This window comes from Kitasatospora sp. NPDC040550, assembly GCF_055594965.1.
The window spans coordinates 102,932-125,695 of sequence record NZ_JBVIWC010000027.1 but is presented as its reverse complement, the minus strand read 5'-3'; the positions used below and the strand labels follow the sequence as shown (position 1 = coordinate 125,695).

Below are 22,764 nucleotides of genomic sequence, written 5' to 3'. Positions count from 1 at the left end.
GGCCCGGCCCCGTCCCCGCGCCGACCGCGCCGGACCCCTGGACAGCGGCGGGGGAGTGGGCCACGCTTCACCCCCATGAACGCCCCGCAGCCCCCGCACCGCCCCGGCGCCGCCCGCACCGGCGCCGCCCGCACCGCGCTCCTGCGGGCGGTGACCGAGGTCGGCGACGAGGCCCCCGCCCTGCTGGCCGGCTGCGCCGGCGACACCCCCGTCCCCGGATCCACCTGGACGGTCGCCGAAGCCGCCGCCCACCTCGCGATGGCCAACGAGCTGATGGCCGCCCTGGCCGCCGGCGAGCAGCGGTCCCACGGCGACGGCACCCCCGGCTCGCTGGCCGCCGCGAACGCGGCCGCCCTGGCCGCCCGGCCCGAACGCGACCCGGCCGTACTCGCCGCGCAGATCGCCGAGCAGGCACGGGAGTTCACCGCGGCGGCCACCCCGCGCCCCGGCACCGCACCGGCGACGACCCCGCTCGGCACGATGGACCTGGACACCCTCACCGCCTACCTGCTGACCCACATGCTGGCCCACCTCCACGACATCGCCCGCGCCCTCGGCCGCCCGCACCCGCTGGACCGCCGGCGCGTCGCGCTGACGCTGCCCTTCCTGCGCACCGCCATGCCGCTGGTGGTCGACCCCCGCGCCGCGGCCGGCCACAACGCCTGCTACCGCCTGCGGATCCGCGGCCTGGAGGGCTTCGCGGTGACCTTCACGGACGGCGCCGCCGCGGTGAGCCCGCGGCCGCCGCGCCGCCCCGACTGCACGATCCTCACCGAGCCGGTGGCGTTCTTCCTCATCGCCCTGGGCCGCCTCGGCGCCACCGACGCCCTGCTGCGCGGCAAGGTCCTCGCCTGGGGCCGCCGCCCCTGGCTGGCCCCGGTCTTCCCCGCCCTGTTCACCGCCCCCTGACCCTAGCCCCCCGCGACCCGCCGGAGCACCGGCCGACTTGCGGGCCGCCGGGCCCGGAGAGGTGATGGGAGGGGCGAGTACCGAACCCGTACCCGACCAGGCGCAGTCCGGCCGAGGAGGATCCCCATGTCGCACCACAAGTCGAACAAGGACGTCGAGGGCGATCCCGACACCGGCCACGGCCGCGGCCTGCCCCGGCGCCCCGACGAGGCCGAGCTGGAGGAGCGCACCGAGGAGGACCGCGAGGAGGTCGGCCTGCCCCCGGAGGGCGAGGAGGACGGGGAGAACCGCCGGTAGCGGCCCCGGCCCCTCCCCGCCGGGCCTCGCCGGCCGGCGGGCGGGCGGCGGCGTCAGGCCGGGGGGACGAGGCGGTTCTCGTAGGCGAAGACCACGGCCTGGATCCGGTCGCGGAGTTCGAGCTTGTGCAGGATCCGCCCCAGGTGGGACTTCACGGTCGCCTCCGCGAGGTACAGGGCGGCCGCGATCTCGGCGTTGGACAGGCCGCAGCCCACCTTGACGAGCACGTCGCGCTCGCGGGCGCTGAGCCGGCCCAGCCGCTCGTCCCGGCCGCTGCCCTTGCCCTGGCCGTGGCCGGTGCGGGTGCCGTCGGGCAGGTGCGGGCGGAAGTCCTCCAGCAGGCGGCGGGTGATCCGGGGGGAGAGCACCGCGTCGCCCGCGGCCACGTTGCGTATCGCCGTGAGGAGCTCCTCGGGCCTGGTGTTCTTCAACAGGAAGCCCGAGGCCCCGGCGCCGAGCCCGGCGAAGGCGTACTCGTCCAGGTCGAAGGTGGTGAGGATCAGCACCTTGCTCCGCGGGGAGGCCAGGGTGATCTGCCGGGTCGCCTCGATCCCGTCGGTCCCGGGCATCCGGACGTCCATGAGGACGACGTCGGGCCGCAGCTCCCGGGCGAGGCGTACGGCCTGGGCGCCGTCCGCGGCCTCGCCGACCGGTGCCATGTCGGGCTGGGCCTCCAGGATCGTGGCGAAGGCCATCCGGAGCAGGGCCTCGTCGTCGGCGATCAGGATGCGGATCGTCATGCGGGTGCGGCTCCGTCGCTGTCGAGGAGGAGGCGGGTGTGCACGCCCCAGCCGCCGTCGGGGAGCGGTCCGGCCCGCAGCGTCCCCCCGTAGGCGGCGCAGCGCTCGCGCATGCCGGGGATGCCGTGGCCGGACGCGGCGGCCCCGGCCCGCCCGGCGGAGGCGCCCCCGGGGCGGCAGGCGGGGCCGCTGTCGGTGACGTCCACGGTCACGGTCGCGGCCGAGCACCGCACCCGGACCTCGGCGCGGGTGCCGGCGGGGGAGTGTTTGAAGGTGTTGGTCAAGGCTTCCTGCACCAGGCGGTAGACGGTCAGTTGGGCGGTGGCGGGCACGTGGGCGTGGCTGCCCCGCAGTTCGACCCGGGTCGCCATCCCGGCGGCCCGCATCCGCTCGGCCAGCGCCTCCAACTGGGCGATGCCGGGCAGCGGGTGGCGCTGGGCGTCCGGTTCGTCGGTGCGCAGGATGCCCAGCGAGCGCCGCATGTCGGTCAGGGCCTGACGGCCGGTCTCGGAGACCTGGACCATCGCGGCGGTGGCCCGGCCGGGCGAGCGGTGCTGCGCGTGCACGGCGGCGTCGGTGAGCGCGACCATGACGGACAGGTTGTGGGTGACGATGTCGTGCACCTCGCGGGCGATGCGGGTCCGCTCCTCGGCGACGGCCAGGCGCGCCTGCTGGTCCTGCCGGCGTTCCAGGTGCGTGGCCCGTTCCTCCAGCGCCGCGAGGTAGCCGCGGGTGGTGCGCGCGTTCGCGCCCAGGGCGGTGGCGGCGACGGCCGCCGCGCTCAGCGCGACGAAGGGCGCCAGGAACGCGCCCTCCGTCGCCCAGCGCAGGCACGCCAGCAGCGCCCCGCCCTCCACGACGGCGCCGGCGAGGACCGCGTCGCGCTTGCCCGCGTGCGCGGCCACCGCGTGCAGGGCCACCAACAGGCAGACGTCCGCCGGGAGTTGGACGCCCACCAGCCACTGGACGGCGGCCGCGCCGGCCACGGCGCCGAACACCGCGCGCGGGGCCCGGCGGCGCCACACCAGGGGCAGCGCGAGGGCCACCGTGAGGGCCGCGGCCACCGGGAGTTCCCGTGGCGCGCGGGTGGCCGCGGCATGGAGCAGGAGCAGCGCCAGCGGCAGCGAGTCCCGTACGGCGGGCGGTGGTCGGAGGCCGCGCAGCCGCGCGCTCCCCACCGCTCGCACCCATCGGCCCGTACCGGACCCCACGACCGCCCCGGTCATCCCCACGTCCCTGACGTCCCCGTCGATCCTGTCGATCCTGCCGAACGCGCCACGCCTGCTGAACGCGCCCCGCCACGGTAGGCGGCGGAGGCGGTGGCGCACATGAGTCCGCCGTCTGACGGCACCACCGACCGTGTACGACCACAGGAGGAGCCCGGTACCTCCTGCGGTCGCAGGGCACCCGCCCGTGCGGTGTGCCCGGCTGCGACCGCGGTGGCAGGCGAAGGCGGCCGGGGGGCGACCGGGGGTCGATGCGGCGTGCCGTGCCCCGCCCCGACGATGACGGCGTGACCGAGACCATCACGGGACTGTCCATGTCCCCTCCCGAGTTCCTCGCCGTGCTGGGCGCCCTCGCGCTGGTGGTGGCGCGCTGGCTTCCCGCCGCCGCCCGACCGCGTGTCACGATCGCCGCGGTGGCGGTCCTCGCCCCGTCCACGGCGGTGCTGGGCGTGGTGGGGATCCGCTGGCAACTGCTGCCGGTGCTGGCCGGGGCCGCCCTCGCGCTGCCCTTCGCCCTTGCCCCTCTGCTGCGACGGCTCCGCCATCACCTCAACCGCCCCGCCGCCGCCCCCGGCGACCCCGCCGCCCCCGGCCGGCCCGGGTGGCGGGCCCGGTGGTGGCTGGCGCTGCCGGGCTCCGCGGCCTGCGCCGGCCTGATCGCGGCGGGGCCGCTGGCCGCCTGGGTCTTCCCGGTGCCCGTGTTCCCCGAGCCGTCGGGCCCCTTCGCGGTCGGCACCCGGGTGGTGCAGTGGACCGACCCGCAGCGCCCCGAGACCTTCACCGCCGACCCCGACGACCGGCGCACCGTCGTCGTCCAACTCTGGTACCCCGCAGGCAAGAGCCCCGCGGACGCGCCGCGGGCCCAGTACCTCGGACGCACCGAGCAGGAGGCGCGCACCGTCTCCGACGCCCTCGCCCACGGCGTCGGCCTGCCCGGCTTCCTGGTCGACGGCGTCCCGCGGGCCCGCACCCACGCGGTCTTCAACGCCCCCGTGTCCGGCGGGGACGAACGCTTCCCGGTCGTCCTGTTCTCCCCCGGGGCGGGCGGCGTCCGCACCCAGAACACCGCCTGGGCGGAGGACCTGGCCAGCCACGGCTACGTGGTGGCCGCCCTCGACCACCCGTACGACTCCGCCGCCGTCGTCCTCGACGACGGCCGCACGATCCGCACCGCGACCACCTCCACCGGCGACCGGGACGCCGACGAGCGCCTCGCGGCCGACTGGACGGCCATCCGGGCCGCCGACCTCGGCTTCGCCCTCACCCAGCTGGAGACCCTGGACCGGGGCGGGAGCACCGACCCGCTGGCCGGACGCCTGGACACCGGCAAGGTCGCCGCCACCGGCCACTCCATGGGCGGCGCCGCCGCCCTCCAGGCAGCACGCCAGGACCCCCGGATCGACGCCGTCATCGACCTGGACGGCTTCCCCCACGGCCCCGCCGCCCCCGCCCTCCACCAACCGGTGCTCGCGCTCACCCAGGCCGTCACCCCCAGCACCGACCCGCGCTACCTGCCCCGCCTCACCGAGGCCCTCGCCCTCGACACCGCGACCAGCTACCGCCTCACCGTCCCCGGCGCCGCCCACCTCACCTTCATGGACGGCCCGCTGTACCTGCCGCCGGTGCCCCAGGTCGTCGGCTCCCTGGGCCGCACCGCGAGCCCGCGCCTCGTCGCCGCGACCACCCTCGCCTTCCTGGACACCACCCTGCGCCACGCGCCCGGCGACCTGGCCGGCACCCTGTCGGCCTACGGCAGCCTCGGCGTCCACCGGCCGGACGACCACCCCTGACCACCCCTGACCGTGCCGCCCGTCCCGCCGGTGCCGCCCGTCCCGCGTCCGTGCCGCCCGTCCCGTACGGACGTCGCCGTTCTGCTGCGCCGTTCGCGCGGGGCGGGGCGGGTGGGCCGCCGCCGAGGCGTCAGTCCGCCTCGCCCCCGGCGCCCCCGGCCGCCCCGTACTGCCGGTGCACGTCCAGGAAGGGCAGCCGCACCCGCTCCCGCCACTCGGCCACCTGCGCGTGCGCCGCCGGCCGCACCGCCGCCGCCTCGGCCGCGTCCTCGGCCCAGCCGTACGGGTACGGGCTGCCCAGGGCCACCGCCGCCACGGCCAGGTAGCGGGCCATCGCCGCGTCGTCCGCCACCGCCAGGGTCTCCACCTCGCCCCGGTCGAGCGCGATGCCGATCTCCCAGGCCCCCCGCGCCGTCCGCCGCGCGTCCCAGCCCCGCACCCACTGCACCTGCTCCGCCGTGACCTCACCGCCGGGCCGGGGCTCCAGCCCCGCGTCCCGCAGCGCCGGCACCACGGCGGCGGGGGAGTCCCAGGGGATCGGCAACCCCGCGCTCACCGCCACCCCGAGCACCGTGCGGCACGGATACGGCGTACCGCAGCACGCACAGCTCGGCTGCTCCGAACCGGCGCCACCGCCCTGCGCCCGGGCGGGCTCGTGCAACTGCACCACGCCACCCAGCAGGTACTGGTGCCGGCCGACCGGCTGCCCCGCCTCCTTCACGTCCCGCAGGAACAGCTGCAACAGCCGGTGGAACAGCCGCCCGGCCTCGTAGCCGCCCAACGGCGGCACCGGCACCTGCACCGCACCGTCACTTCCCAACCCGTCACGACCCATGCGGGCGAGCCTAGAACCTCCACTGTCGTGCCACGGTGCTGTACTGCTGCGATGAGCACCGCACACGACATCGGCCAGGTCATCGCCCACCGCGAACTGCTGCACACCGCCCCGGACGGGACACGGCACCCGGTGCTGCTCGAACTCGGCGCGCCCCACCGGGACCCGCAGGGCCCGGACTGGTCCTGCCCCTACCGGATCACCGGCCACCCGGACATCAGCGACCGGGTGACGGAGATCTTCGGCGTGGACCCGCTGCAGGCCCTGCAACTCGCCCTGGCCCGCTTCCCCGCCGAACTGAACGACGCCACCGGCCTGACCTTCCTGGGCGGCCCGGACCTGATGCTGGGCGACGGCACCCCGGCCCCCTGACGGCACCCGTGCACCTCCGGCCCCCGCCCCGACGCGCCCGCCCCCGGCGCGCTACCGGCTGACCGCGCCGGCCGCGCCGGCCGCCTCCAGCACCTGCGTCACCAGGGGCACATCGGCCTTGGGAATCAGGATCACGTGCTGCGCGCCGTCCGCCACCAGGTCGAAGCGCGCCATCTTCGGGTGCGGGGACCGCTGCTCCGACGCCGACAGGGCGAACGGCCCCCGGAGGGCGACGTCCTCGCCGGTGCGCCGGTTGCGCCAGGCCACCGAGCCGGCCGTCAGGTACAGGTAGCCGGAGGCCGTGTGCGCGACGGTGCGCCCCTTGCCGACCGACAGCATCCTGACCGTGCCCAGCGTCGGGCTCGAACAGGCCACCTGCAAGGTGGTGCCCGCCCGGAGGTCGGCCAGGTCCTGCTCCGCGCTCGGCCGGCGCAGGCCCACCATCGACAGCAGGACGTCGGAGAAGGTTCTGGTGCCCGCCGCGCGGCGGATGTCGGTCGTCATGGCGCAGATCCTCCCAGGTGGCACCGGCAGGCCTGTGACCAGGGGGGTTGTTCGTTCCGGCGGACGGGGACGGGCCGTCACGCGAAGCGGGAGCTGCGCACCGGCCCGGCGGAACGCACCCGGTCGCGCGGACCGGCGGCAGGCCAGCCGGCCGCGCGGGCGGCGAAGGCCGTGAGGACGTCGTCCGGGTCGGCCGGAGTCCCGCCGTCGCCCTCCGGCGCGTCCGGGGCGGCGGCCAGGATCGCCTCGGCGAGTTCCTCGGCCGAGCGCGGGTCGGGCCCGGCCTCCGCCGGTTCGCCGTCCTCGTCGAACTGCAGACCCGGCTCCCACGGCGCGTTCACGATCTGCCCCAGCAGCGTGGAGACATCGGCCGTCACGGCGGGCGGGTCCGTCCAGCAGGTGGCGTGCTCGAAGAGCAACTGGCCCGCCACCCGCTCGTTCAGCTGCGCCACCACGGCGGGATCGCACTCGTTCAGGTCGTACGCGACCACCAGCGCACCCGGCGTACCCGGTCGGAACGGCGCCGCCGGCACCCCGAGCAGCTGGGCCGCCGCCAGTCCGAGCGCCCGGCTGCCCCGGTCGGCCAGCAGCGCGACCGAGTCGGGCCGGCGGCCGGTGGCGGCCAGGACGGCGCGCAGCCGCTCCAGACCGTGACGGCAGTGCCCGAAGTCGTCCTGGAGGTAGGCCCAGCGGCCGGTCATGCCCTGCTCGAAGCCGTGCGGCGAGAGGGTGGTGAGCAGGCCGCCGGTGAGCACGTAGTGCCAACCCCGCAGGTCCTTCCCGTCGACCGGCGGCAGCTGCGCGGCCCGCTCCAGCATCCGCCCGACCCGCTGCCCCGGCCCCACCCAGATCCCCTCGGGGGCCGACATCGCCCCGAACACCTCACGCGCCAGCGCTGTTTGACCGTCCATCAGCGCGTTGTAGACCGTCAGGTACCGGTCCGGCCAGTCGCCGAGCCGCTCGTCGTGCTCACGCAGCACGGCCAGTGCCTCGCCGTGCCGCTCGCAGCCCTCCAGGGCCGAGACCAGCTCCAGCAGCACCTTGCGCAGCCCGAGCTGCGGGGCGGCCTGCGGCTTGGCCTTGCGGCGGAACAGGCCGGTGCGCGCCGCGGCGGCCGGCGGCGCCTGGACCAGCCGCAGCGCCTCCCGCAGCGCGGGAACGGCCAGCGCGTCGATGCCGCGCTCGACGCAGGCGTAGCCGTAGTCGTAGAGCCGCTCGGCCTCCCCGGGCCGGGCCGCCAGCGCCGTCGAAGCCTGCGCCAGGTCCTCGAAACCGGCGCCCCGGGCCAGCCGGGCCACCAGCGGCGCGACCTCGGCGGGCGGGAGCCGGTCCGCGGCGGAGCGCAGCACCCGCATCGATCCCTGCGAGTCGCCGGACTCGAGGAGCTCCCGGGCTTCGGACAGTTCGCTGGTCATGTGTCTCCGGAGGTCAGAGGGCGTGCGGGACCCCAGGATGATCCTCGACCGACCACCACCCGGGCAACCCGGTTTCCGCTGCCCGCCGCCCTACCGCCGCCCCATCGCCCGAGGAGGGCCCGGCCAACTTCCCCCCGGGGCTAGCCTGTTCCGCATGCCGACCAGCCGGCCCGCGAACCCGGGCCCCACCGTCCGTGACCGTCTGCTCGCGTTGGGCTCGCTGCCCGCGGCGGCGGCCGTGCTCACCGGCGTGAACGCCCTCTACCTGCTGCTCGTGGTCTTCGGGAACGTCACCGACTTCGCCACCAACCAGCACTTCGTCCAGCACGTGCTGGCGATGGACACCACCTTCCAGGACCGGGACCTGATGTGGCGCTCCATCACCTCACCCGGCCTGCAGAACGCCGCCTACGTGGCGATCATCGCCTGGGAGGCGCTGAGCGCCCTGGTGCTGACGGCGGGAACGGTCGCCTGGTGGCTGCGGCCGGAGCCGGCCCGCCGCCTCAGCACCCTCGGCCTGCTGCTGATGCTGCTCCTCTTCGGTGCCGGGTTCATCGGGATCGGCGGCGAGTGGTTCGCCATGTGGCAGTCGAAGGCCTGGAACGGCCTGGACGCGGCGATCCGCAACGTCACCCTGGCCGGGCTGGCCCTGGTGGTGGTGAACCTGCCGCACCACCGCGCACCCGCCCCGCCGGAGTGAGACACCCCCGTCACCGTGGCTGACGCCCGTACGACCGGCCCAACCTGCGTGGAAGCCGTCGGTGGCACCCCATAGAGTCCTTCTGGCGTTCTGGACTACTGGAAGAGGCATGGCGGGGTTGTGGGTGTGTTCGTGACGACGGTCGAGGAGCCGGTGGCCACCGGCGTGCGCGGGACGGGCCGCGAGGGGGAGCGGGCCTGATGGACCGCAAGACGTACACCACCGAGCTGGCCGGCCTGCGCGAGCTGCGCACCCGGATCACGGCCGCCGAGAAGCAGGTCGCGGCCGCGCAGAAGGAACTGGACAAGCTCACCGCCCAGCGCGCGCGGCAGGTGGCCGGGCTCGCGGGGTACGAGGGCGCCCAGGCCGCGCCGATCGCGAAGGCCTCCGGGCTGTCGGTCGGCGACATCGTGCGGATCGCCCCGCTGCTGGACCCGACCCCGGCAGCCGTCCGCACCGCCAAGACCGACGACCGGGCCGACGACCGGGCCGCTGCCGCTGCCGCTGCCGCTGCCGCTGCCGCTGCGCCCGTGCCCGCTGCCGCGCCCGCGCCCGTCGAGGTGCCGAAGCCCGCCCCGGTCGCCCCCGCCCCGGTCGCCCCCGCCGCGCCGCGCCCGGCGGCCGAGGCCGGTCCGCGTGAGCTGCCCACCCTCCCCGAGGGCCCGGCGGGCGCCCGGTTCGAGGCCGTGACCACCGGCCTGGCCTCCAAGCGCCCCAACTTCACCCAGCAGGCCCGCTCCACGGTGTTCCTGGACGCGGCGACCGGCCAGCTGGCCGTCCGCGACCGGACCGTGCGACTCGACCTCGGCGCCCGCACCCCGGGCGAGATCCTGGACGCCGTCCTGGCCGCCGCGCCCGGAACCGAGCGGATCTACGTCACCGCCGGCGCCCCCTGGCACGACGGCGCCGAACGCTACAGCACCCTCAAGGACGCGGTCGCGGCCTGGCTCAACACCCCGTCCGAGCGGTGGACCACCGCCGTCGGCTCCGGCCGCGACAGGCTCGCCGGGCACTTCGTCCACCAGCGCCAGCCCGTCGGCCGCTACGCCCCGGCCGCCGCCCCGGACGGGCCGGTCACCGAGCTCCGTTCGATGGGGGAGTGGTTCGACCCGGACGGCGCCGACGTCGTCACCTGCCGTCAGGCGTTCACGCTGCTGTGGCAGGCGCTGCGCCGGCACTGGGACGACGCGGTGCTGATGGGCTCCCCGAGCCAGACCGGCCGGGACCTGTGGTCGCGCACCGTCCCGACCAGCGGCAAGTGGGCCGGCGGCTACCCGGTGCTGTCCGAGGAGCTGCGCGGCCTGCTGCACGCCACCGGTGGCCAGGGCCGCACCGAGCTGATCCTGCCCCCGCGCGTCCCGGAGCAGCTGCCCGCCCTGGTGGAGTACGACCGCACCTTCGCCTACGCCAAGCACCTGTGGAAGTCGCCGGTCGGCACCCCGCGCCGGATCACCGCCGCCGCGTTCGCCGCGATGACCGAGCAGGAGCAGAGCAAGGCCCTGATGTCCTGCTCGCACTGGAACGTCAGGGTCACCGTCCCGGCCGGCTGGGACCACGTCGGCCTGCTGCCCGCCCCCGTCACCGGGGACCGCGCCTGGGTCTACCCCGCCGAGCCGGGTGCCGCCTTCACCACGTGGGCGGGCGGCGCGGAGGTCCACCTCGCCCTCGCCAACCACCTGGCCCCGTGGCGGATCGAGGTCCTGGGCGGCCTGCTGTTCGAGGACGGCAAGCCGTTGGACGAGTGGGGCAAGCGGTTGAAGGCGGCCTGGGCGGACCTGACCAACCTCTCCCGCGTCCACGGCGACGAGCGGCAGCGGCAGGCCGCCCACCTCGCCTCCCGCGCCGTCCGCAGCGTGCTGCTGTTCGGCCTGGGCGGTTTCGCCCAGCGCCCGCGCCTGGTCTCCGGCACCACACCCGTCGGGGAGGCGCTCCCGGCCGGGGTGGAGATCCTCGGCCAGGACGGGACGGTGGTGACCTGGCAGCGTCAGGCCGGTTTCTCCCGGGACCCGTACGCCCACCCCGAGTGGGCCGCGTACGTGTGGTCGGGGGCGCGGGCGGCACTGCTGGACATGAAGTACCGCCAGGGCAAGGAGGTCGTCGGCCACGCCGGCGCCCTCCACGCCAGGCCCGGCACCGTCGTCCACTTCGGCACCGACGGCATCGCCCTGACCGAGCGCCAGCCCTGGCCCTACCGGGGAGAGCCCGGCGACTACCTTCTCAAGGGCCACCTCACCGGCCCCGTACCGCACCCCACCAGCCAGGAGCAGTACCTGGACCTGCGCGCCCGGGGCCGCGCCGAACTCGCCGCGGAGGGAACCGAGCGCCAGTGAGCCCGGGCCGGGTCCTCGGCGCGGGCCGCTCGTTGAAACGGCGTGGAGGACGACAAGGACGGCGAGCGGGACCGGGCGCCGATGGTGTGGGCGCTGGCGGTGCGCGAGGCGGCGCAGGGGCCGCCGTTCGCGGAGCTGATCGTCGAGGTCGGGCCGGACCTGTACCCGGAGCTGGTGGAGGCCGCGCTCGACAGCGGCTTCACGCTCGCGGCGGGGGAGCCCCCGGACACCAGCGCGGCCGTCGAGGTCGGCGACGGCCGGGTGAAGCGCCTCGCGCTGGTCGGCGGGCGCCAGAACTGGGAGCCGGACACGCGCGTCGAGACGTCACCGGGCTGGCTGGCCGCCGCCGAGGACCGGAGCGCCGCCGTGGTGATCCTCGTGCCACCGGACACCTGGCCGCCGGGTCTGATCGAACTGGGCCCCGTCGGCCTCGACGTCTTCGCTCAGCGACTCGAACAGGAGCGCCGGGCCGGCCACGTCCTCCACGGAACCGCATCGGTGCAGGCGGGAGGGTTTCGCTCCTGACGGCCGCCGGCGACCGCGTCGACGAGGCGGCCGAGCAGGCCCGCTCCCGTCCCGACGGCGGCACCCCTGCGCGGCCGCGCACGGACGTCCTGGTCAGCGGTGGAGACGACCGCGCCGACGGGTGAGCCGAAGGCGTGGGGACGGCAGGAGGAAGCCGACGAAGCCGGCTTGGAACAGGATCAGGCCGATCAGCCACCACCAGCCGCCGAAGAGCCCGAAGAGTATCGCCGGTCCCGACAGCGCGACGGCGAGCACGGGCCTGTGATACTCGCCCTCCCGTATCGGGGCGGACAGCAGGAGGAGGACCAGCGACGGGAAGCCGACAAAGAACAGCAGGGCCAGTCCTAGAGCGGCGAACTCCCCGTCCACCCCTCCGAGGAGAGCGAACCCGCCGACCACCGCTGCCCAGCCGCACGCGAGGGCGATCAGGTATCCGGCTGCCGCGCGAAGGAACCACACCAGGACGCTCTCGGCTCTCAGCACCATCCCCATCGGTACCTGCCCCCTTGTTCCCTCCTGCGGGCGATATCGTCGCAGGAATATTGAACGCGTTCAATATTAGCTCGCCTCTGCTCGCGGGCGCCAGTGCGCGAGACGTGAGCCCGGGGCGGCGGCGTTCGTCGGCCCCCGGCATGCTCCGCCACTCAATCGAGGGGTCCTATCCATGGGGAATGGAAAATATCCATTCCTCATGGATAGGATGCGTGGCGTGGTGTTCAGTACGTTGGAAACCCTGCGGCTCACCGTCGCCGCGATCAGGCAGCGCACCGGGGAGAGTCAGCGCGAGCTCGCCGACGCCGTCGGGCTGACGCAGGACAAGGTCTCGCGCCGTCAGTCCGGGGCGCAGCCGTGGACCCTGGACGAGGTCGACGCCCTGGCCGGGCACTGGGGCATGGGGCCGCTGGACCTGCTCGCCGGCCCGACCCACGCCGCCCAGGCGCTCACCTGGCCCCGCCCGGCGGCACAGCCGGAGGTGACCGGTGAGTCCCGCTGACCCGTCCCGGCCGAACGAGGCCGCCCTGCTGACCCAGCAGCTGATCGACCAGGGCTTCACCAAGCGCCAGGTCGCCGGCCTGCTCGGCCGCGACGCCTCGCTCGTCTCCCAGTTCTTCACCAAGGGCAAGGGCGCGAGCATGGTCGGCGCGCTGCGCCAGCTGGTGCACGCGGTGCGCGGCGGCGAACGCGACCCCGAGGCACTGGCCGCCATCGCCGGGGCGAACACCACCCGCCGCCGTACGAAGGCCGGGCAGAAGGCGAGGGTGCGGGGCAAGGACACCGTCGGCGAGGCCGGCGGGTCGATGGCCGGCCGGGCGGGGAAACAGGCCATCAGGTCCGGCGCCTCCCACCTCGCCCCGGTCGTGCACGAGACCGGCCGGGCCGGCGGCCGCCTGGCCTTCACCGTCCGGATGAAGGCCGACCAGTACGTCTACTCCGCCGGATCGGAACAGGACTCCGGCGGCATCCGGCGCGGCTTCGTCCCGCGCTCGGACGGCACCGAGGAGCGCACCTACGGCAGCTCCTCCACCGGCGGCTTCGACGCCGCCGAGTGGTCGAGGCGGGTCGCCGACCACCACGGCGACGTCACCGAGGCCATGAAGGCCTGGCTGGTGGAGACCGGCCGCGCCGTCGCCGACGCCGACATCGCCTACCTCGAAGTCCGCGCCTGGGTCCCCGAAGAGCGCCGATGAGCACCGGACGCGAAGACGAGACAACACCGTGCTGAACCCGCTGCCGCTGCACCGGTTCCAGAAGGACGCGGTCGCCGCCGCGGTGAAGGCCGTGCGGGCCGGCGGACGGGCGACGCTGGTCGCGGCGACCGGCTCCGGCAAGACCCTGATCGCCGCCGGCTGCGCCCGGCGCCTGGCGGCACGCGGCTCGGTCCTGGTGCTGGTGCCGACGATCGAACTGCTGGAGCAGACGGCGCAGTCCTGGTCGCTGCGGGGCGGGCGCCGGGGCCTGGCGGTGGCGGCGTGCTCGCGGGAGGAGGCACTGGAGAGCGCGGAGGCCGGCGGCCGCGTCCACGCCGAGGTGACCACCCAGGCGGCCCGGACCGTCGGCCTGATCGCTGCGGCGAGGGCGGGCGAGCCGGTCACCGTGTACGCCACCTACGCGAGCCTGGAGCGGATCGTCCGGGCCCACCAGCTGCACCGGCTCCCGGCCTGGGACCTCGTCGTCATCGACGAGGCGCACCGCACCGCCGGCTCCGAGGGCAAGGCGTGGGCCGCCGTCCACGACGACGACCGCGTCCCCGCCGCCCGCCGGCTCTACTTCACCGCCACCCCCAGGATCGCCGACGACCGCCGGGCCGAGGACGGCCTGGCCGACCTCACCGCCGATACCGACGCCGAGAGCACCGAGGCGCTACCGGCGTTGTGCTCCATGGACGACGAGCGCGTCTTCGGCCCCACCGTCCACACCTGGACCCTCGCCCAGGGCATCGAGCACGGCTACCTCGCCGACTACCGCGTCCTGGTCCCCGTCGTCACCGACGAGGACCTGCGCGACCTCCTCACCCTCCCCGCCGTCGCCGACCTGCGCTCCCAGCGCACCAACGAGGAACTCCTGCGCCTGGCCCTGCAGATCGCCGTGCTGCGCGCGGTCGCCGACCTGGAGCTGCGCCGCGTCATCACCTTCCACTCCCGGGTGTCCGGAGCGCGGGAGTTCGCGAACACCCTGCCCGCGGCCGCCCGGCTGCTGCCCGACGCGGACCGTCCGGAACGGATCCGGGCGCGGGCGGTGGCCGGCACCGACCGCCTGCGCGAGCGCCGCGCCGCGTTCGCCGAGTTCCGGGCCTCCACCGGCGAGGACGGCGAGGAGTGCGGCATCCTGTGCAACTCCCGCCTGCTGACCGAGGGCATCGACGTGGCCGCCGTCGACGCCGTGTGCTTCGCCGACCCCAAGTCCTCGGTCATCGACATCGTCCAGGCCGTCGGCCGGGCCCTGCGCCAGTCCTACCGGCAGGGCAAGGTCAGCTGGGTCGTCATCCCGGTCTACCTGCCGACCCCCGCCACCGTCGACGACCCGGCGGCCGCCGACCCGGCCGAGGCCGAGGCCGAGGCCGACGCCGAGATCGAGGCCGAGATCGAGGCCTCCTCCTTCCGTACCATCTGGCGGGTCCTGCGGGCCCTGGCCGCGCACGACGCCCGGGTGGTGGGCCGCATCACCGAACTGCGCGCCCACCGTGTCCAGGCCTGGCACACCACCACGACGCCGGCCGGCGCGGAAGGCGCCGGCGCCGCCGGGGCCGAGGAGGCCGAGCGGCCGGCGCCGGTGGAGCCGACGGCGGGCTGGCTGCGGATCGACGCCCGGCGCCACGCCAAGCGGATCCTGCGGACCGTCAGGCTGCGGGCGTTCAACCCGCGCGCCACCGAGTGGCAGCGCATGCACGCCGTCGCCGCCGCCTTCCACACCGTCCACGGCCACCTCGACCCCACCGACCGCGCGAAGCACCCGGAGCTGATCTCCTGGCTCGCCCGCCAGCGCCACCTGGCCGGCCAGGGCCTGCTCGACGCGGCCCGGACCGGCGAGTTGGACGCGCTCGGCATGATCTGGTCCAAGCACGCCAACGCCTGGGAACGCGGCCACGCCCACGCCGCCGCCTTCCACCGCGTCCACGGCCACCTCGCGATCCCCGCCACCGCGAAGCTGGACGACTACGCGGTGGGCGCCTGGATGCGCCGCCAGCGCAAGGCCGAAGGCCTCACCCCCGACCAGGCCGCCGCACTCGACGCGCTCGACGAACTGTGGCGCCTGGAACCGGACTGGAACCGCTCCTACCGCCGCCTGCTCGCCTACCTCGCCGCCGGCGGCACCCTCGACGGCCCCGCCAACCGCACCGGCCTCGGCGACGACCCCGCCTTCCGTCCCGGCAGCTGGCTGCGCAAGCAGACGGCGGCCCGCACCGCCGGCCAACTGACCGACCAGCAGACCGCCCTCCTGGACGCCCTCCCCGACCGGGCGTCCGGCCACGGAGCCTCGTGCCACATCGGGCTACGTCCGCCCCGGTGAACCGGTCGGTGGCAGAGGTGATGTGACGGAGGTCTGCCCGGGGGCTCTCACTCGAAGTTCCGGGCAGCGGTGAGGCCTTCGATGAAGGACCGGAAGTCCGGGGCGAGGGCGAGCTCGGTGGCGAAGTCCGCATCGAACCAGGCGACGGAGGGTTCCCCGTGTCGGCCGCATGCTCGGTAGTCGAGCCCGATCCACCAGTGCCCGTCTCCCGAGAACAGCACCAACCCGGCTGGAAGTCCCCATTCCCTGACCAGGTACGGACTGTCGAGCAGGGAAGTCGTTCCCTCGCGACGGCCGATGCCCAGCATGCTGTCGAAGGGGACGTGGTCGGTGCTCCAGGAAGTCGGCCGGCTGGTGGGGAAGGCGTTCCAGTCGTCGGCGATCTCGCCGCCGTTCCGATGGCGCAGGAGGTCGAGCAGGGAGCTGGGGAGCGTGACGTCGAGCAGTCGCTGGGCCTCCACGACCGCCCGGTCGGTCAGCGCCGGCTGCACGGTGTACTCGGTACTGGTGTCCCACAGGGAGCGCTGGAGATCCTCAAAGCGTGCCATGGCCAGCATCGTAGGAGTGGAGTCCCACTGTTCCCCTCCCGCCCGCACGGGGCGCGGCACCTGTTCGCCGCCTACGGCCTCGCCGAGGACCAGCTCCACGGCCACGTCAAGGCGACCGAGAACCGGTCCAAGTTCCTGGAGTTCTGCCGCTGCCTGCGCTCGCTGCACCCGGCGGGCGTACGCACGCGATCAGCTGTGGCAACTGCTCGCCGCATCTGACGGCGAGGCGGTGCCGGCGGGTCGGAACGTGGGCTGCGGCGAACAACGCCGAGATCGCCTGCACCCCGACCAACAGCTCCCGGCTCAACCGGATCGAGGCCCGGTTCACCGCCTGCGCCACTCCGCCCCCGGCGGCACCGACCACCCCAGCCACAGGGCTCAGGGCAGCATGATCCGCCGCTACATCATCCGGCGGGGCGAGCACGCCGCCGACGAGCGCCTGTGCGAGGTCGTCACCAGGGCAAACGTTGCCTGATGCGGCACCAGTGGTCCCCGCCGCCCCGGCCGCCCGCTTCCTGCGGGGGAGGGACGACGGGGCGACGCGCCGCCGACGGTGCGGGGGCTCCTCGGTGGTGGCGGTCAGCATGGCCGGCATGAAGACCGTTCTGCGTTGTGCGGCCGCCCTCGTGCTGGCCGTGGGCCCGGCCGGCCTGGCCGCCCCGTCGGCCCGGGCCGACGCCGTACCGGACTGGGCGGTGCTCGCGCCCGGCGTCGGCTACCGGGAACTGACGGTGCGCACCCCGCACGGGCAGGCGCGGGTGTACGCCGTGCGGGCCGACCTGCGCGGGCCCGGTGTGCGGGCGGACCTGCTGTTCCCCGGCGCGGTGGCCGCCCGGGCGCCGCTGACCGCGCTGGTGGGCGCGAGCGGCGCGGTGGCGGCGGTCAACGGGGACTTCTTCGACATCAGCGAGGAGCAGCACCCGGGCGTGGCGGCCACCGGCGCGCCGTCCGGGCCGGAGGTGTACCGGGGGCGGGCGTTGAAGGCGGCGGTGCCGCAGGCGCAGCGGTTCGGGTGGCGGCCGCCCCCGGGGGACACCGACCGGGACGTGCTCGGGGTCGGGGCGGACGGGGTGGCCCGGCTGGGGCGCCTGGTGCTGCAGGGCACTGTGCGGGCCGCGGGCGGCGTGTGGCCGGTGGGCGGGCTGAACCAGTACGCCCTGCCGGTCGGTTCGATCGGGGTGTTCACGCCCGAGTGGGGTGAGGTCTCCCGGGCCCGCGCGGCGTGCGGGAACGACGAGTCCCGCGGGGCCCCCTGCACGGCGGACACCTGGGAGGTGACGGTCCGTCAGGGTCGGGTGGCGGCGGTCTCCCCGACCCCGGGCGCGGGCCCGATCCCGGCGGGCAGCACCGTGCTGCTCGGCCGCGAGGCCGGCGCCCGGGTGCTGGCGGGCCTGCCCGTCGGCACCCCGGTCGCGGTGGACCACCGCCTCGTGCCGGACGGGCCGGTGCCCTTCCGCTTCGCGCTGGGCGCCTACCGGCTGCTGCGGGGCGGGCAGGAGTCGGCGGGTCTGGACGCCAGGACCGTCGAGCCGCGCAGCGCGGTCGGCCTCGCGGACGGCGGGCGGGTACTGACGCTGCTGTCCACGGACGGGCGTGAGGGCACCTCCACCGGCCTGACGCTCACCGAGCTCGCCCGGGTGCTGCGCGAGCTCGGCTGCCCCGACGGCGCCTACCTGGACGGCGGCGCCTCCGCCACCCTCGTCACCCGCGACCCCGCCACCGGCGGGCCCACCGTGCGCAACCACCTCGACCACGGCCTGGAACGCAGGATCCCCAACGCCCTCGGCGTCTTCGCCGGACGGCCCGGCGTGCGGCCCCCTCCCGGGGGCGTGTCGCGGGCGGCCGGTAGCGGCGGCTGACTAGCAACTGCCGTGGGTCACGGCCGCCCCGACGGCCTGTGTCGCCGCCTCCGCGTCGGCGATGCGGCCGCGCAGCATCGCGTCCATGACCGCCATGTACCGCTGGGTGCGGGGGCCGCCGAGGAGGAAGGGGTTGGCGGCGCCGGGCGGCTGGTGCCGCAGTTGCTCGGCCCGTTCCAGACCGTGGTCGTTCGGGTGGTTGGAGAGCTCGACCTCCACGTTGGCCCGGCGCATGACGGCCCGGAAGGAGTGGACGGAGGCGAGGAAGGTGCGCAGCTCCGCGACCGTCGAGGGCGGGTTGAGGCCGCCCCACAGCATCGCGCTGTGGTGCCGGCGGCCCGCCCGGACCGGGATGACCGGGGAGACGGTGCCGGGGGTGTGGCCGGGGGTGTGGTGCAGCTCGATCGTCGTGCCGCCGAGGGTGAGCTGCGCGCCGTCCGCGATGTCGAGGCCGCGGGCGGGGGCGTCGGCGGGGCGGGTGCGGGCCAGGAGGTCCCAGTCGGCGGCGGACATGTGCACCCGGGCGCCGTAGCGGTCGGCGAGGGTCTGCGCGCCGCCGAAGTGGTCCGGGTGGCCGTGGGTCACCACGACGTGCCGGATCGCCGCCGGGTCGGCTCCGACCGCCCGCAGCCCGGGGACGATGAGGCCCTCGGCGTCGGCGGGTGAGGTGAGCGCGTCGATCAGCACGATGCCGTCGTCCGTGAGCACCGCCATCGCCGAGACCCAGCCCGCGCTCAGCAGCACGAGGTTGTCGAACAGCTTGACGGGCGCGGGCGCGGGCAGTCGGGGGAGGGCGGAGCCGGGCGTCAACGCCGTCACCAGGGCCCGCAGCACGGGGTCGTCACCGGCGAGGCGGCGCGCGCGGTCCTCGTGCGCGCGGGCGGCGGACGGCGCCTTCGCCGCGGGGCGCGGGTTTGACGGCGCCTTCGCCGACGAGCCGGTGGCGGCCGAGGCCGGGCCCGGCAGGGCGGCCGGCGCGGCCCCGGCGGCGAGACCGAGGGCGGCGAGCTGGGCGAGCCGGCGCCGGGTGAAGTCGGCCTCCGTGGCGGCGCGGCGGGTGGGGCGGATCATCGGGGTCGGGCTCCTGGTCGGTCGGGAAGGGACGCTCCTGCGCACGTCAGCCGAGGGTGCTGACGACGGTCTTCGTCGCCTCGGCGATCAGGGCGTCGTCGGACTTGGCGCCCGCCGTGCCGCGGTCGGACAGGACGACGATCACGATCGGGGCGCGCCCGCCCGGCGGCCAGGCCACGGCGGCGTCGTTGCGGGTGCCGTAGCCCGCGTTGCCGGTCTTGTCGCCGATCCTCCAGCCGGCGGGCACCCCCGCGCGGACGTACGGGCCGCCGGTCGTGTTGCCGACCAGCCAGTCCGTCAGCAGCCCGCGCCGGTCCTGCGCGAGGAGGTCGCCGAGCACGTAGCGGCGCAGGTCGGTGGCGAACACCCGCGGCGTGCTGGTGTCGCGGGTGTCGCCCGGGGTCGCCTCGTTGAGGGTGGGCTCGGTGCGGTCGACGCTGGTGGTCGAGTCGCCCAGGTCCCGCAGGGACTTCTGGACGGCCGCCGGGCCGCCGAGCTCGGCGGTGACCAGGTTGGCGGCCGTGTTGTCGCTGTACTGGATGGAGGCGGAGGCCAGGTCCCGCAGCTTCATGCCGGTGGCCACGTGCTGCGAGGTGACCGGCGCCCACTCCAGCACGTCCTCCTGGCGGTAGGACACGACCTTGTCCAGGTCCGCGTCGGACGCCGTCCTCAACAGCGCCCCGGCGGCCAGCGACTTGATCGTGGACGCGAACGCGAACCGCTCGTCGGCCCGGTGGGTGACCTCCCGGCCGCTGCCGGTGTCCACCGCGAACACGCCGAGCCGGGCGCCGAAGCGCTGCTCCAGCGCCGCGAAGGAGGTCTCCGCCGCGTCGGCCGGGGCCGTCCCCGCCACCGGTGCCGCCGACACGGCGGACGCCGCCGCGCCGGAGGCCGTCGAGGTGCCGCCCGCCCCGCCGCACCCGCCGACCAGGGCGGCCGTCACCAGGGCCACGGCGGGCAGTGCGATGCGGGGGCGGTGGAGGTCGGACGTCATCAGTGCTCTCCCAGGTGGTTCGTACCGTCACGGCCGCGCCGTCGTGGTCGCGCCGTCGCGCCCAGCCAACCAGGCCGCCGGCTCCCCAGTCCAAGACCGCAATCGTGAAATGGACGATAAGAAAACACCTATGATGGCTGGCCATGGACCTGCTGGGGCACCTCCGCCACTTCCGCGCCGTCGCCGAGGAACGGCACTTCGGCCGCGCCGCCGAGCGCCTGCGGATCGCCCAGCCCTCGCTCTCCCAGCGGATCCAGCGCCTCGAACGCGAACTCGGCGTCACCCTCTTCGACCGCGGCCCGCGCGGCGTCGACCTCACCCCGGCGGGCCGGCTGCTGCTCGCCGAGGCCGAGGAGACGCTGGACAGCGCCGCCCGCCTCCTCGCCACCGCCGCCGACCTGCGCAGCGGACGGGCCGGCACCCTGCGCGCGGCCGTCCCGCCCGACCTCGGGCCGGCCACGCTCGCCGCACTGCTCACCGGCTTCGAGGCCGCCTCCCCGGGCACCCGGCTCGAGCTGCGGGAGCTGCCCGTGGCGGCCGTGGTGCGCGAACTCGCCCAGCACACCGTCGACGTCGCCGTCGTCCGCCACCCCTGCCCGGCCGACGGACTGGCCTTCGGCCCCGTCCTGCACCAGCCGCTCGGGGTCCTGCTCGCCGAGCGCAGCCCGTACGCCGACCGCCCGGAGCTCGCGGTGGCCGAACTCACCGGCCTGCGCCTGGTCCTCTTCCCGCGCGCCACCGCCCCGGCCCTGTACGACGAGGTGCTCACCACGCTGACCAGGCACGGCTGCACCCCCGAGGCCGTCGTCGACCCGCCGGGCCCCGACGTCGCGGGCGCGCTCGTGCTCACCGGCAGCGCCATCGCCCTGGTGCCGCGCACCGCGCCGCCACCGGGTACAGTCTGGCGTCCGCTCACCGGCACCCCGCTGGCCTGGCGGACCTCCACGGCCTGGCCGACCGGGCGCGGCGGGCCCGCCGTCCGGTTGTTCGCCCGCACCGCCCACGAGGCGCTGACCGGACCGGGCGGCCTGCTGCCCCCACCGCCCCACCGCCCGCTCTACCCCCGGCCCGCAATGGAGTTCCCGCTGTGACCAGCGACCGCACCGGAGCCGACCGCACCGGAGCCGACCGTCCGGCCGCCGTCCGGACAGCCGCCGAGCGCCCGGCCGCCGAGCGCCCGGCCGCCGACCGGACCCCGCACAGCCGAGCCGCGCGCACCCGCATCACCGCGGCCTTCGCCGACGCGGGCGTCACCGGCTGGCTGCACGCGCGCGACCTCGACACCGGCGCCGAGATCGGCCTCGGCGCCGACACCGCCGTCAGCACCGCCAGCGTCCACAAGGTCTGCCTGCTCGTGACGCTCTACCGCGAGGCCGCCGCCGGACGGATCGACCTCACCCGACAGGTCGAGGTCCCCGCCACCGGCCGCACCCCCGGCGGCACCGGCCTCGCCGCCATGCTCGACCCCGCCCGCCTCTCCCTGCGCGACCTCGCCTACCTCACCGTCGCCGTCAGCGACAACACCGCCGCCGACACCCTGTGGGACGAGATCGGCCTTGACGCCGTCAACCGCACCATGGCCGACCTCGGCCTCACCCGCACCGTCGCCGTCCACAAACTCCGCGACCTCATCGCCGCCCTCGCCGAGGACACCGGCCCGGACTCCCCGGTCGACCCCGCCGTCGTCGCCCGCCTCAGGGTCCTCGACCCCGCCTTCACCAACCACAGCACCCCCCGCGACATGACCACCCTGCTCGCCGCCCTCTGGCACGGCGACGCCTGCCCCGGCGACCACGGCGCCGCCCTGCGCCGCCTCCTCGGCCTCCAGGTCTGGCCGCACCGCCTGGCCTCCGGCTTCCCCTTCGACGACGTCCGCGTCCACGGCAAGACCGGCACCCTCCCGACGCTGCGCCACGAGGTCGGCGTCGTCGAGTACCCCGACGGCGGCCGCTACGCCCTGGCCGTCTTCACCCGCGCCGCGGCCACCACCATCACCCTGCCCGCCGCCGACGCCGCCATCGGTACCGCCGCCCGCCTCGCCGTCGACGCCCTCCGGGCCCGCGCGGCCACCGGCCCGACGGGCTGACGGGCCGGCGGAGCGTTCGCGCGGCCACCGACCCGGGCGGGCCGGATGAAAAACCGGTTGTCCGCGCCGCCGGGGGTCCGGCACAGTGGGCACATCGCGCCGCACAGGCCCAGGAAGGAGCGCCGCCGTGAACACCACCACCCGTGTCCAGTCGTATCAGCGCTCCTCCAGTCACCGGTTCACCGGGACGTCCTCGTAGCGCGCTGACCGGCTTCCCGCCGGGCCGCCCCGGGGCCGCGTCCCCGCCCGGGCGGCCCTTTCGCGTGCCGCCCACCATGCCGGATGGTGCAACAGGCAGCACACCTGACTCTGGATCAGGCGATCGGGGTTCGAATCCTCGTCCGGCAGCGCAGTACCAGGAGAGTTGGCCGAGTGGTAAGGCAGCGGCTTGCTAAGCCGTCGTCGGGTGACAGCCCGCGCGCGTTCGATCCGCGCACTCTCCGCGCACCACCGAGCAGTTCGACGGGCGAGCCGGGCACTGGAGAGCCCAAGGGTCTGTAACACCCCCGCTTCGGCTGTGGCGGTTCGAATCCGCCCTCGCCCACCCGACCACCG

At 75.8% G+C, this 22,764-nt stretch carries 22 protein-coding genes, 3 tRNA genes and 1 pseudogene; 17 read left to right on the top strand and 9 right to left on the bottom strand.

The window, feature by feature from the left end:
• Positions 1-75 precede the first annotated feature (75 nt).
• Together ACZ58X_RS32320 and ACZ58X_RS32315 are read left to right on the top strand one after the other, a co-directional pair.
• Complete coding sequence (locus tag ACZ58X_RS32320; protein WP_470337125.1) at positions 76-909, top strand: maleylpyruvate isomerase family mycothiol-dependent enzyme; 834 nt, start codon at positions 76-78, stop codon at positions 907-909.
• A gap of 126 nt (positions 910-1,035) precedes the next feature.
• Positions 1,036-1,206: a hypothetical protein gene (locus ACZ58X_RS32315; protein ID WP_470337124.1), complete on the top strand. Its 171-nt coding sequence runs from the start codon at positions 1,036-1,038 to the stop codon at positions 1,204-1,206.
• Between the two features lie 53 nt (positions 1,207-1,259).
• Here ACZ58X_RS32315 and ACZ58X_RS32310 read toward each other — a convergent pair whose 3' ends face one another.
• Positions 1,260-1,946, bottom strand: a complete 687-nt coding sequence (locus ACZ58X_RS32310) for a response regulator (protein ID WP_470337123.1) — start codon at positions 1,944-1,946, stop codon at positions 1,260-1,262.
• Entirely contained in the window at positions 1,943-3,133 is a 1,191-nt protein-coding gene (locus ACZ58X_RS32305) for a sensor histidine kinase (protein WP_470337122.1), read from the bottom strand. Before ACZ58X_RS32305 ends, ACZ58X_RS32310 begins: the two co-directional genes overlap by 4 nt.
• A 290-nt stretch (positions 3,134-3,423) precedes the next feature.
• Here ACZ58X_RS32305 and ACZ58X_RS32300 point away from each other — a divergent pair, with 290 nt between their 5' ends.
• Complete coding sequence (locus ACZ58X_RS32300) at positions 3,424-4,962, top strand: alpha/beta hydrolase family protein (protein ID WP_470337121.1); 1,539 nt, start codon at positions 3,424-3,426, stop codon at positions 4,960-4,962.
• A gap of 130 nt (positions 4,963-5,092) precedes the next feature.
• Here the strand turns inward: ACZ58X_RS32300 and ACZ58X_RS32295 are convergent, their stop codons facing one another.
• Complete coding sequence (locus ACZ58X_RS32295; protein ID WP_470337120.1) at positions 5,093-5,797, bottom strand: hypothetical protein; 705 nt, start codon at positions 5,795-5,797, stop codon at positions 5,093-5,095.
• Between the two features lie 51 nt (positions 5,798-5,848).
• On the opposite strand from ACZ58X_RS32295, the gene ACZ58X_RS32290 reads away from it, so the two are divergent.
• Positions 5,849-6,169 carry a DUF6968 family protein gene (locus tag ACZ58X_RS32290; RefSeq protein ID WP_470337119.1) on the top strand — a complete coding sequence of 107 codons (321 nt, stop codon included), beginning with the start codon at positions 5,849-5,851 and terminating at the stop codon, positions 6,167-6,169.
• Between the two features lie 51 nt (positions 6,170-6,220).
• Here ACZ58X_RS32290 and ACZ58X_RS32285 read toward each other — a convergent pair whose 3' ends face one another.
• Both ACZ58X_RS32285 and ACZ58X_RS32280 read right to left on the bottom strand, forming a co-directional pair.
• The gene (locus ACZ58X_RS32285; RefSeq protein ID WP_470337118.1) at positions 6,221-6,673 is read right to left on the bottom strand and encodes a hypothetical protein; all 453 of its coding nucleotides are present in this window, start codon (positions 6,671-6,673) and stop codon (positions 6,221-6,223) included.
• 77 nt (positions 6,674-6,750) lie between these two features.
• Entirely contained in the window at positions 6,751-8,088 is a 1,338-nt protein-coding gene (locus tag ACZ58X_RS32280; protein WP_470337117.1) for a hypothetical protein, read from the bottom strand.
• Positions 8,089-8,242: 154 nt separating this feature from the next.
• On the opposite strand from ACZ58X_RS32280, the gene ACZ58X_RS32275 reads away from it, so the two are divergent.
• The 3 genes from ACZ58X_RS32275 (at position 8,243) to ACZ58X_RS32265 (ending at position 11,643) form a co-directional block, all read left to right on the top strand.
• Positions 8,243-8,788: a DUF2165 domain-containing protein gene (locus ACZ58X_RS32275; RefSeq protein WP_470337116.1), complete on the top strand. Its 546-nt coding sequence runs from the start codon at positions 8,243-8,245 to the stop codon at positions 8,786-8,788.
• 200 nt (positions 8,789-8,988) lie between these two features.
• Positions 8,989-11,118, top strand: a complete 2,130-nt coding sequence (locus tag ACZ58X_RS32270; RefSeq protein ID WP_470337115.1) for a hypothetical protein — start codon at positions 8,989-8,991, stop codon at positions 11,116-11,118.
• 42 nt (positions 11,119-11,160) lie between these two features.
• Positions 11,161-11,643, top strand: a complete 483-nt coding sequence (locus ACZ58X_RS32265; RefSeq protein ID WP_470337114.1) for a hypothetical protein — start codon at positions 11,161-11,163, stop codon at positions 11,641-11,643.
• Between the two features lie 93 nt (positions 11,644-11,736).
• Here the strand turns inward: ACZ58X_RS32265 and ACZ58X_RS32260 are convergent, their stop codons facing one another.
• A complete protein-coding gene (locus tag ACZ58X_RS32260; RefSeq protein WP_470337113.1) occupies positions 11,737-12,135 on the bottom strand; it encodes a hypothetical protein in 399 nt (132 codons plus the stop codon).
• A gap of 208 nt (positions 12,136-12,343) precedes the next feature.
• Between ACZ58X_RS32260 and ACZ58X_RS32255 the strand changes: the two genes are divergently transcribed.
• The 3 genes from ACZ58X_RS32255 to ACZ58X_RS32245 are packed head-to-tail and all read left to right on the top strand — an operon-like array spanning position 12,344 to position 15,651.
• Positions 12,344-12,637, top strand: a complete 294-nt coding sequence (locus tag ACZ58X_RS32255) for a helix-turn-helix domain-containing protein (RefSeq protein ID WP_470337139.1) — start codon at positions 12,344-12,346, stop codon at positions 12,635-12,637.
• Positions 12,624-13,331, top strand: coding sequence for a helix-turn-helix domain containing protein (locus ACZ58X_RS32250; RefSeq protein WP_470337112.1), 708 nt, complete (start codon positions 12,624-12,626; stop codon positions 13,329-13,331). The genes ACZ58X_RS32255 and ACZ58X_RS32250 overlap by 14 nt, the downstream gene beginning before the upstream one ends.
• A 28-nt stretch (positions 13,332-13,359) precedes the next feature.
• Positions 13,360-15,651, top strand: a complete 2,292-nt coding sequence (locus ACZ58X_RS32245) for a helicase associated domain-containing protein (protein ID WP_470337111.1) — start codon at positions 13,360-13,362, stop codon at positions 15,649-15,651.
• Between the two features lie 47 nt (positions 15,652-15,698).
• On the opposite strand, the gene ACZ58X_RS32240 is transcribed toward ACZ58X_RS32245, so the two are convergent.
• Entirely contained in the window at positions 15,699-16,199 is a 501-nt protein-coding gene (locus ACZ58X_RS32240; protein ID WP_470337110.1) for an SMI1/KNR4 family protein, read from the bottom strand.
• Between the two features lie 36 nt (positions 16,200-16,235).
• Here ACZ58X_RS32240 and ACZ58X_RS32235 point away from each other — a divergent pair.
• Positions 16,236-16,674 (top strand): annotated as a pseudogene (locus tag ACZ58X_RS32235) (hypothetical protein); the annotation flags it as partial.
• A gap of 118 nt (positions 16,675-16,792) precedes the next feature.
• Complete coding sequence (locus tag ACZ58X_RS32230; protein WP_470337109.1) at positions 16,793-18,058, top strand: phosphodiester glycosidase family protein; 1,266 nt, start codon at positions 16,793-16,795, stop codon at positions 18,056-18,058.
• Here the strand turns inward: ACZ58X_RS32230 and ACZ58X_RS32225 are convergent, their stop codons facing one another.
• The gene (locus ACZ58X_RS32225; protein WP_470337108.1) at positions 18,059-19,129 is read right to left on the bottom strand and encodes an MBL fold metallo-hydrolase; all 1,071 of its coding nucleotides are present in this window, start codon (positions 19,127-19,129) and stop codon (positions 18,059-18,061) included.
• Positions 19,130-19,175: 46 nt separating this feature from the next.
• Entirely contained in the window at positions 19,176-20,123 is a 948-nt protein-coding gene (gene bla / locus ACZ58X_RS32220; RefSeq protein WP_470337107.1) for a class A beta-lactamase, read from the bottom strand.
• Positions 20,124-20,266: 143 nt separating this feature from the next.
• Here bla and ACZ58X_RS32215 point away from each other — a divergent pair, with 143 nt between their 5' ends.
• From ACZ58X_RS32215 to ACZ58X_RS32195, 5 genes are all read left to right on the top strand, one after another.
• Complete coding sequence (locus ACZ58X_RS32215; protein ID WP_470337106.1) at positions 20,267-21,214, top strand: LysR family transcriptional regulator; 948 nt, start codon at positions 20,267-20,269, stop codon at positions 21,212-21,214.
• A 131-nt stretch (positions 21,215-21,345) separates the two neighbouring features.
• The gene (locus tag ACZ58X_RS32210) at positions 21,346-22,209 is read left to right on the top strand and encodes a serine hydrolase (RefSeq protein WP_470337138.1); all 864 of its coding nucleotides are present in this window, start codon (positions 21,346-21,348) and stop codon (positions 22,207-22,209) included.
• A gap of 276 nt (positions 22,210-22,485) precedes the next feature.
• Positions 22,486-22,557, top strand: a tRNA-Gln gene (locus tag ACZ58X_RS32205).
• A 10-nt stretch (positions 22,558-22,567) separates the two neighbouring features.
• Positions 22,568-22,652: transfer RNA gene (locus ACZ58X_RS32200), tRNA-Ser, on the top strand.
• A gap of 21 nt (positions 22,653-22,673) precedes the next feature.
• Positions 22,674-22,753: transfer RNA gene (locus ACZ58X_RS32195), tRNA-Tyr, on the top strand.
• The last annotated feature ends 11 nt before the right edge of the window (positions 22,754-22,764 follow it).

Coding starts and splice junctions, on each gene's coding strand:
- ACZ58X_RS32270 (WP_470337115.1), top strand. CDS start 8,989: ATGGACCGCAAGACGTACACCACCGAGCTGGCCGGCCTGCGCGAGCTG.
- ACZ58X_RS32275 (WP_470337116.1), top strand. CDS start 8,243: ATGCCGACCAGCCGGCCCGCGAACCCGGGCCCCACCGTCCGTGACCGT.
- ACZ58X_RS32230 (WP_470337109.1), top strand. CDS start 16,793: ATGAAGACCGTTCTGCGTTGTGCGGCCGCCCTCGTGCTGGCCGTGGGC.
- ACZ58X_RS32310 (WP_470337123.1), bottom strand. CDS start 1,946: ATGACGATCCGCATCCTGATCGCCGACGACGAGGCCCTGCTCCGGATG.
- ACZ58X_RS32255 (WP_470337139.1), top strand. CDS start 12,344: ATGCGTGGCGTGGTGTTCAGTACGTTGGAAACCCTGCGGCTCACCGTC.
- ACZ58X_RS32300 (WP_470337121.1), top strand. CDS start 3,424: ATGCGGCGTGCCGTGCCCCGCCCCGACGATGACGGCGTGACCGAGACC.
- ACZ58X_RS32285 (WP_470337118.1), bottom strand. CDS start 6,673: ATGACGACCGACATCCGCCGCGCGGCGGGCACCAGAACCTTCTCCGAC.
- bla (WP_470337107.1), bottom strand. CDS start 20,123: ATGACGTCCGACCTCCACCGCCCCCGCATCGCACTGCCCGCCGTGGCC.
- ACZ58X_RS32240 (WP_470337110.1), bottom strand. CDS start 16,199: ATGGCACGCTTTGAGGATCTCCAGCGCTCCCTGTGGGACACCAGTACC.
- ACZ58X_RS32280 (WP_470337117.1), bottom strand. CDS start 8,088: ATGACCAGCGAACTGTCCGAAGCCCGGGAGCTCCTCGAGTCCGGCGAC.
- ACZ58X_RS32295 (WP_470337120.1), bottom strand. CDS start 5,797: ATGGGTCGTGACGGGTTGGGAAGTGACGGTGCGGTGCAGGTGCCGGTG.
- ACZ58X_RS32320 (WP_470337125.1), top strand. CDS start 76: ATGAACGCCCCGCAGCCCCCGCACCGCCCCGGCGCCGCCCGCACCGGC.
- ACZ58X_RS32260 (WP_470337113.1), bottom strand. CDS start 12,135: ATGGGGATGGTGCTGAGAGCCGAGAGCGTCCTGGTGTGGTTCCTTCGC.
- ACZ58X_RS32315 (WP_470337124.1), top strand. CDS start 1,036: ATGTCGCACCACAAGTCGAACAAGGACGTCGAGGGCGATCCCGACACC.
- ACZ58X_RS32215 (WP_470337106.1), top strand. CDS start 20,267: ATGGACCTGCTGGGGCACCTCCGCCACTTCCGCGCCGTCGCCGAGGAA.
- ACZ58X_RS32290 (WP_470337119.1), top strand. CDS start 5,849: ATGAGCACCGCACACGACATCGGCCAGGTCATCGCCCACCGCGAACTG.
- ACZ58X_RS32225 (WP_470337108.1), bottom strand. CDS start 19,129: ATGATCCGCCCCACCCGCCGCGCCGCCACGGAGGCCGACTTCACCCGG.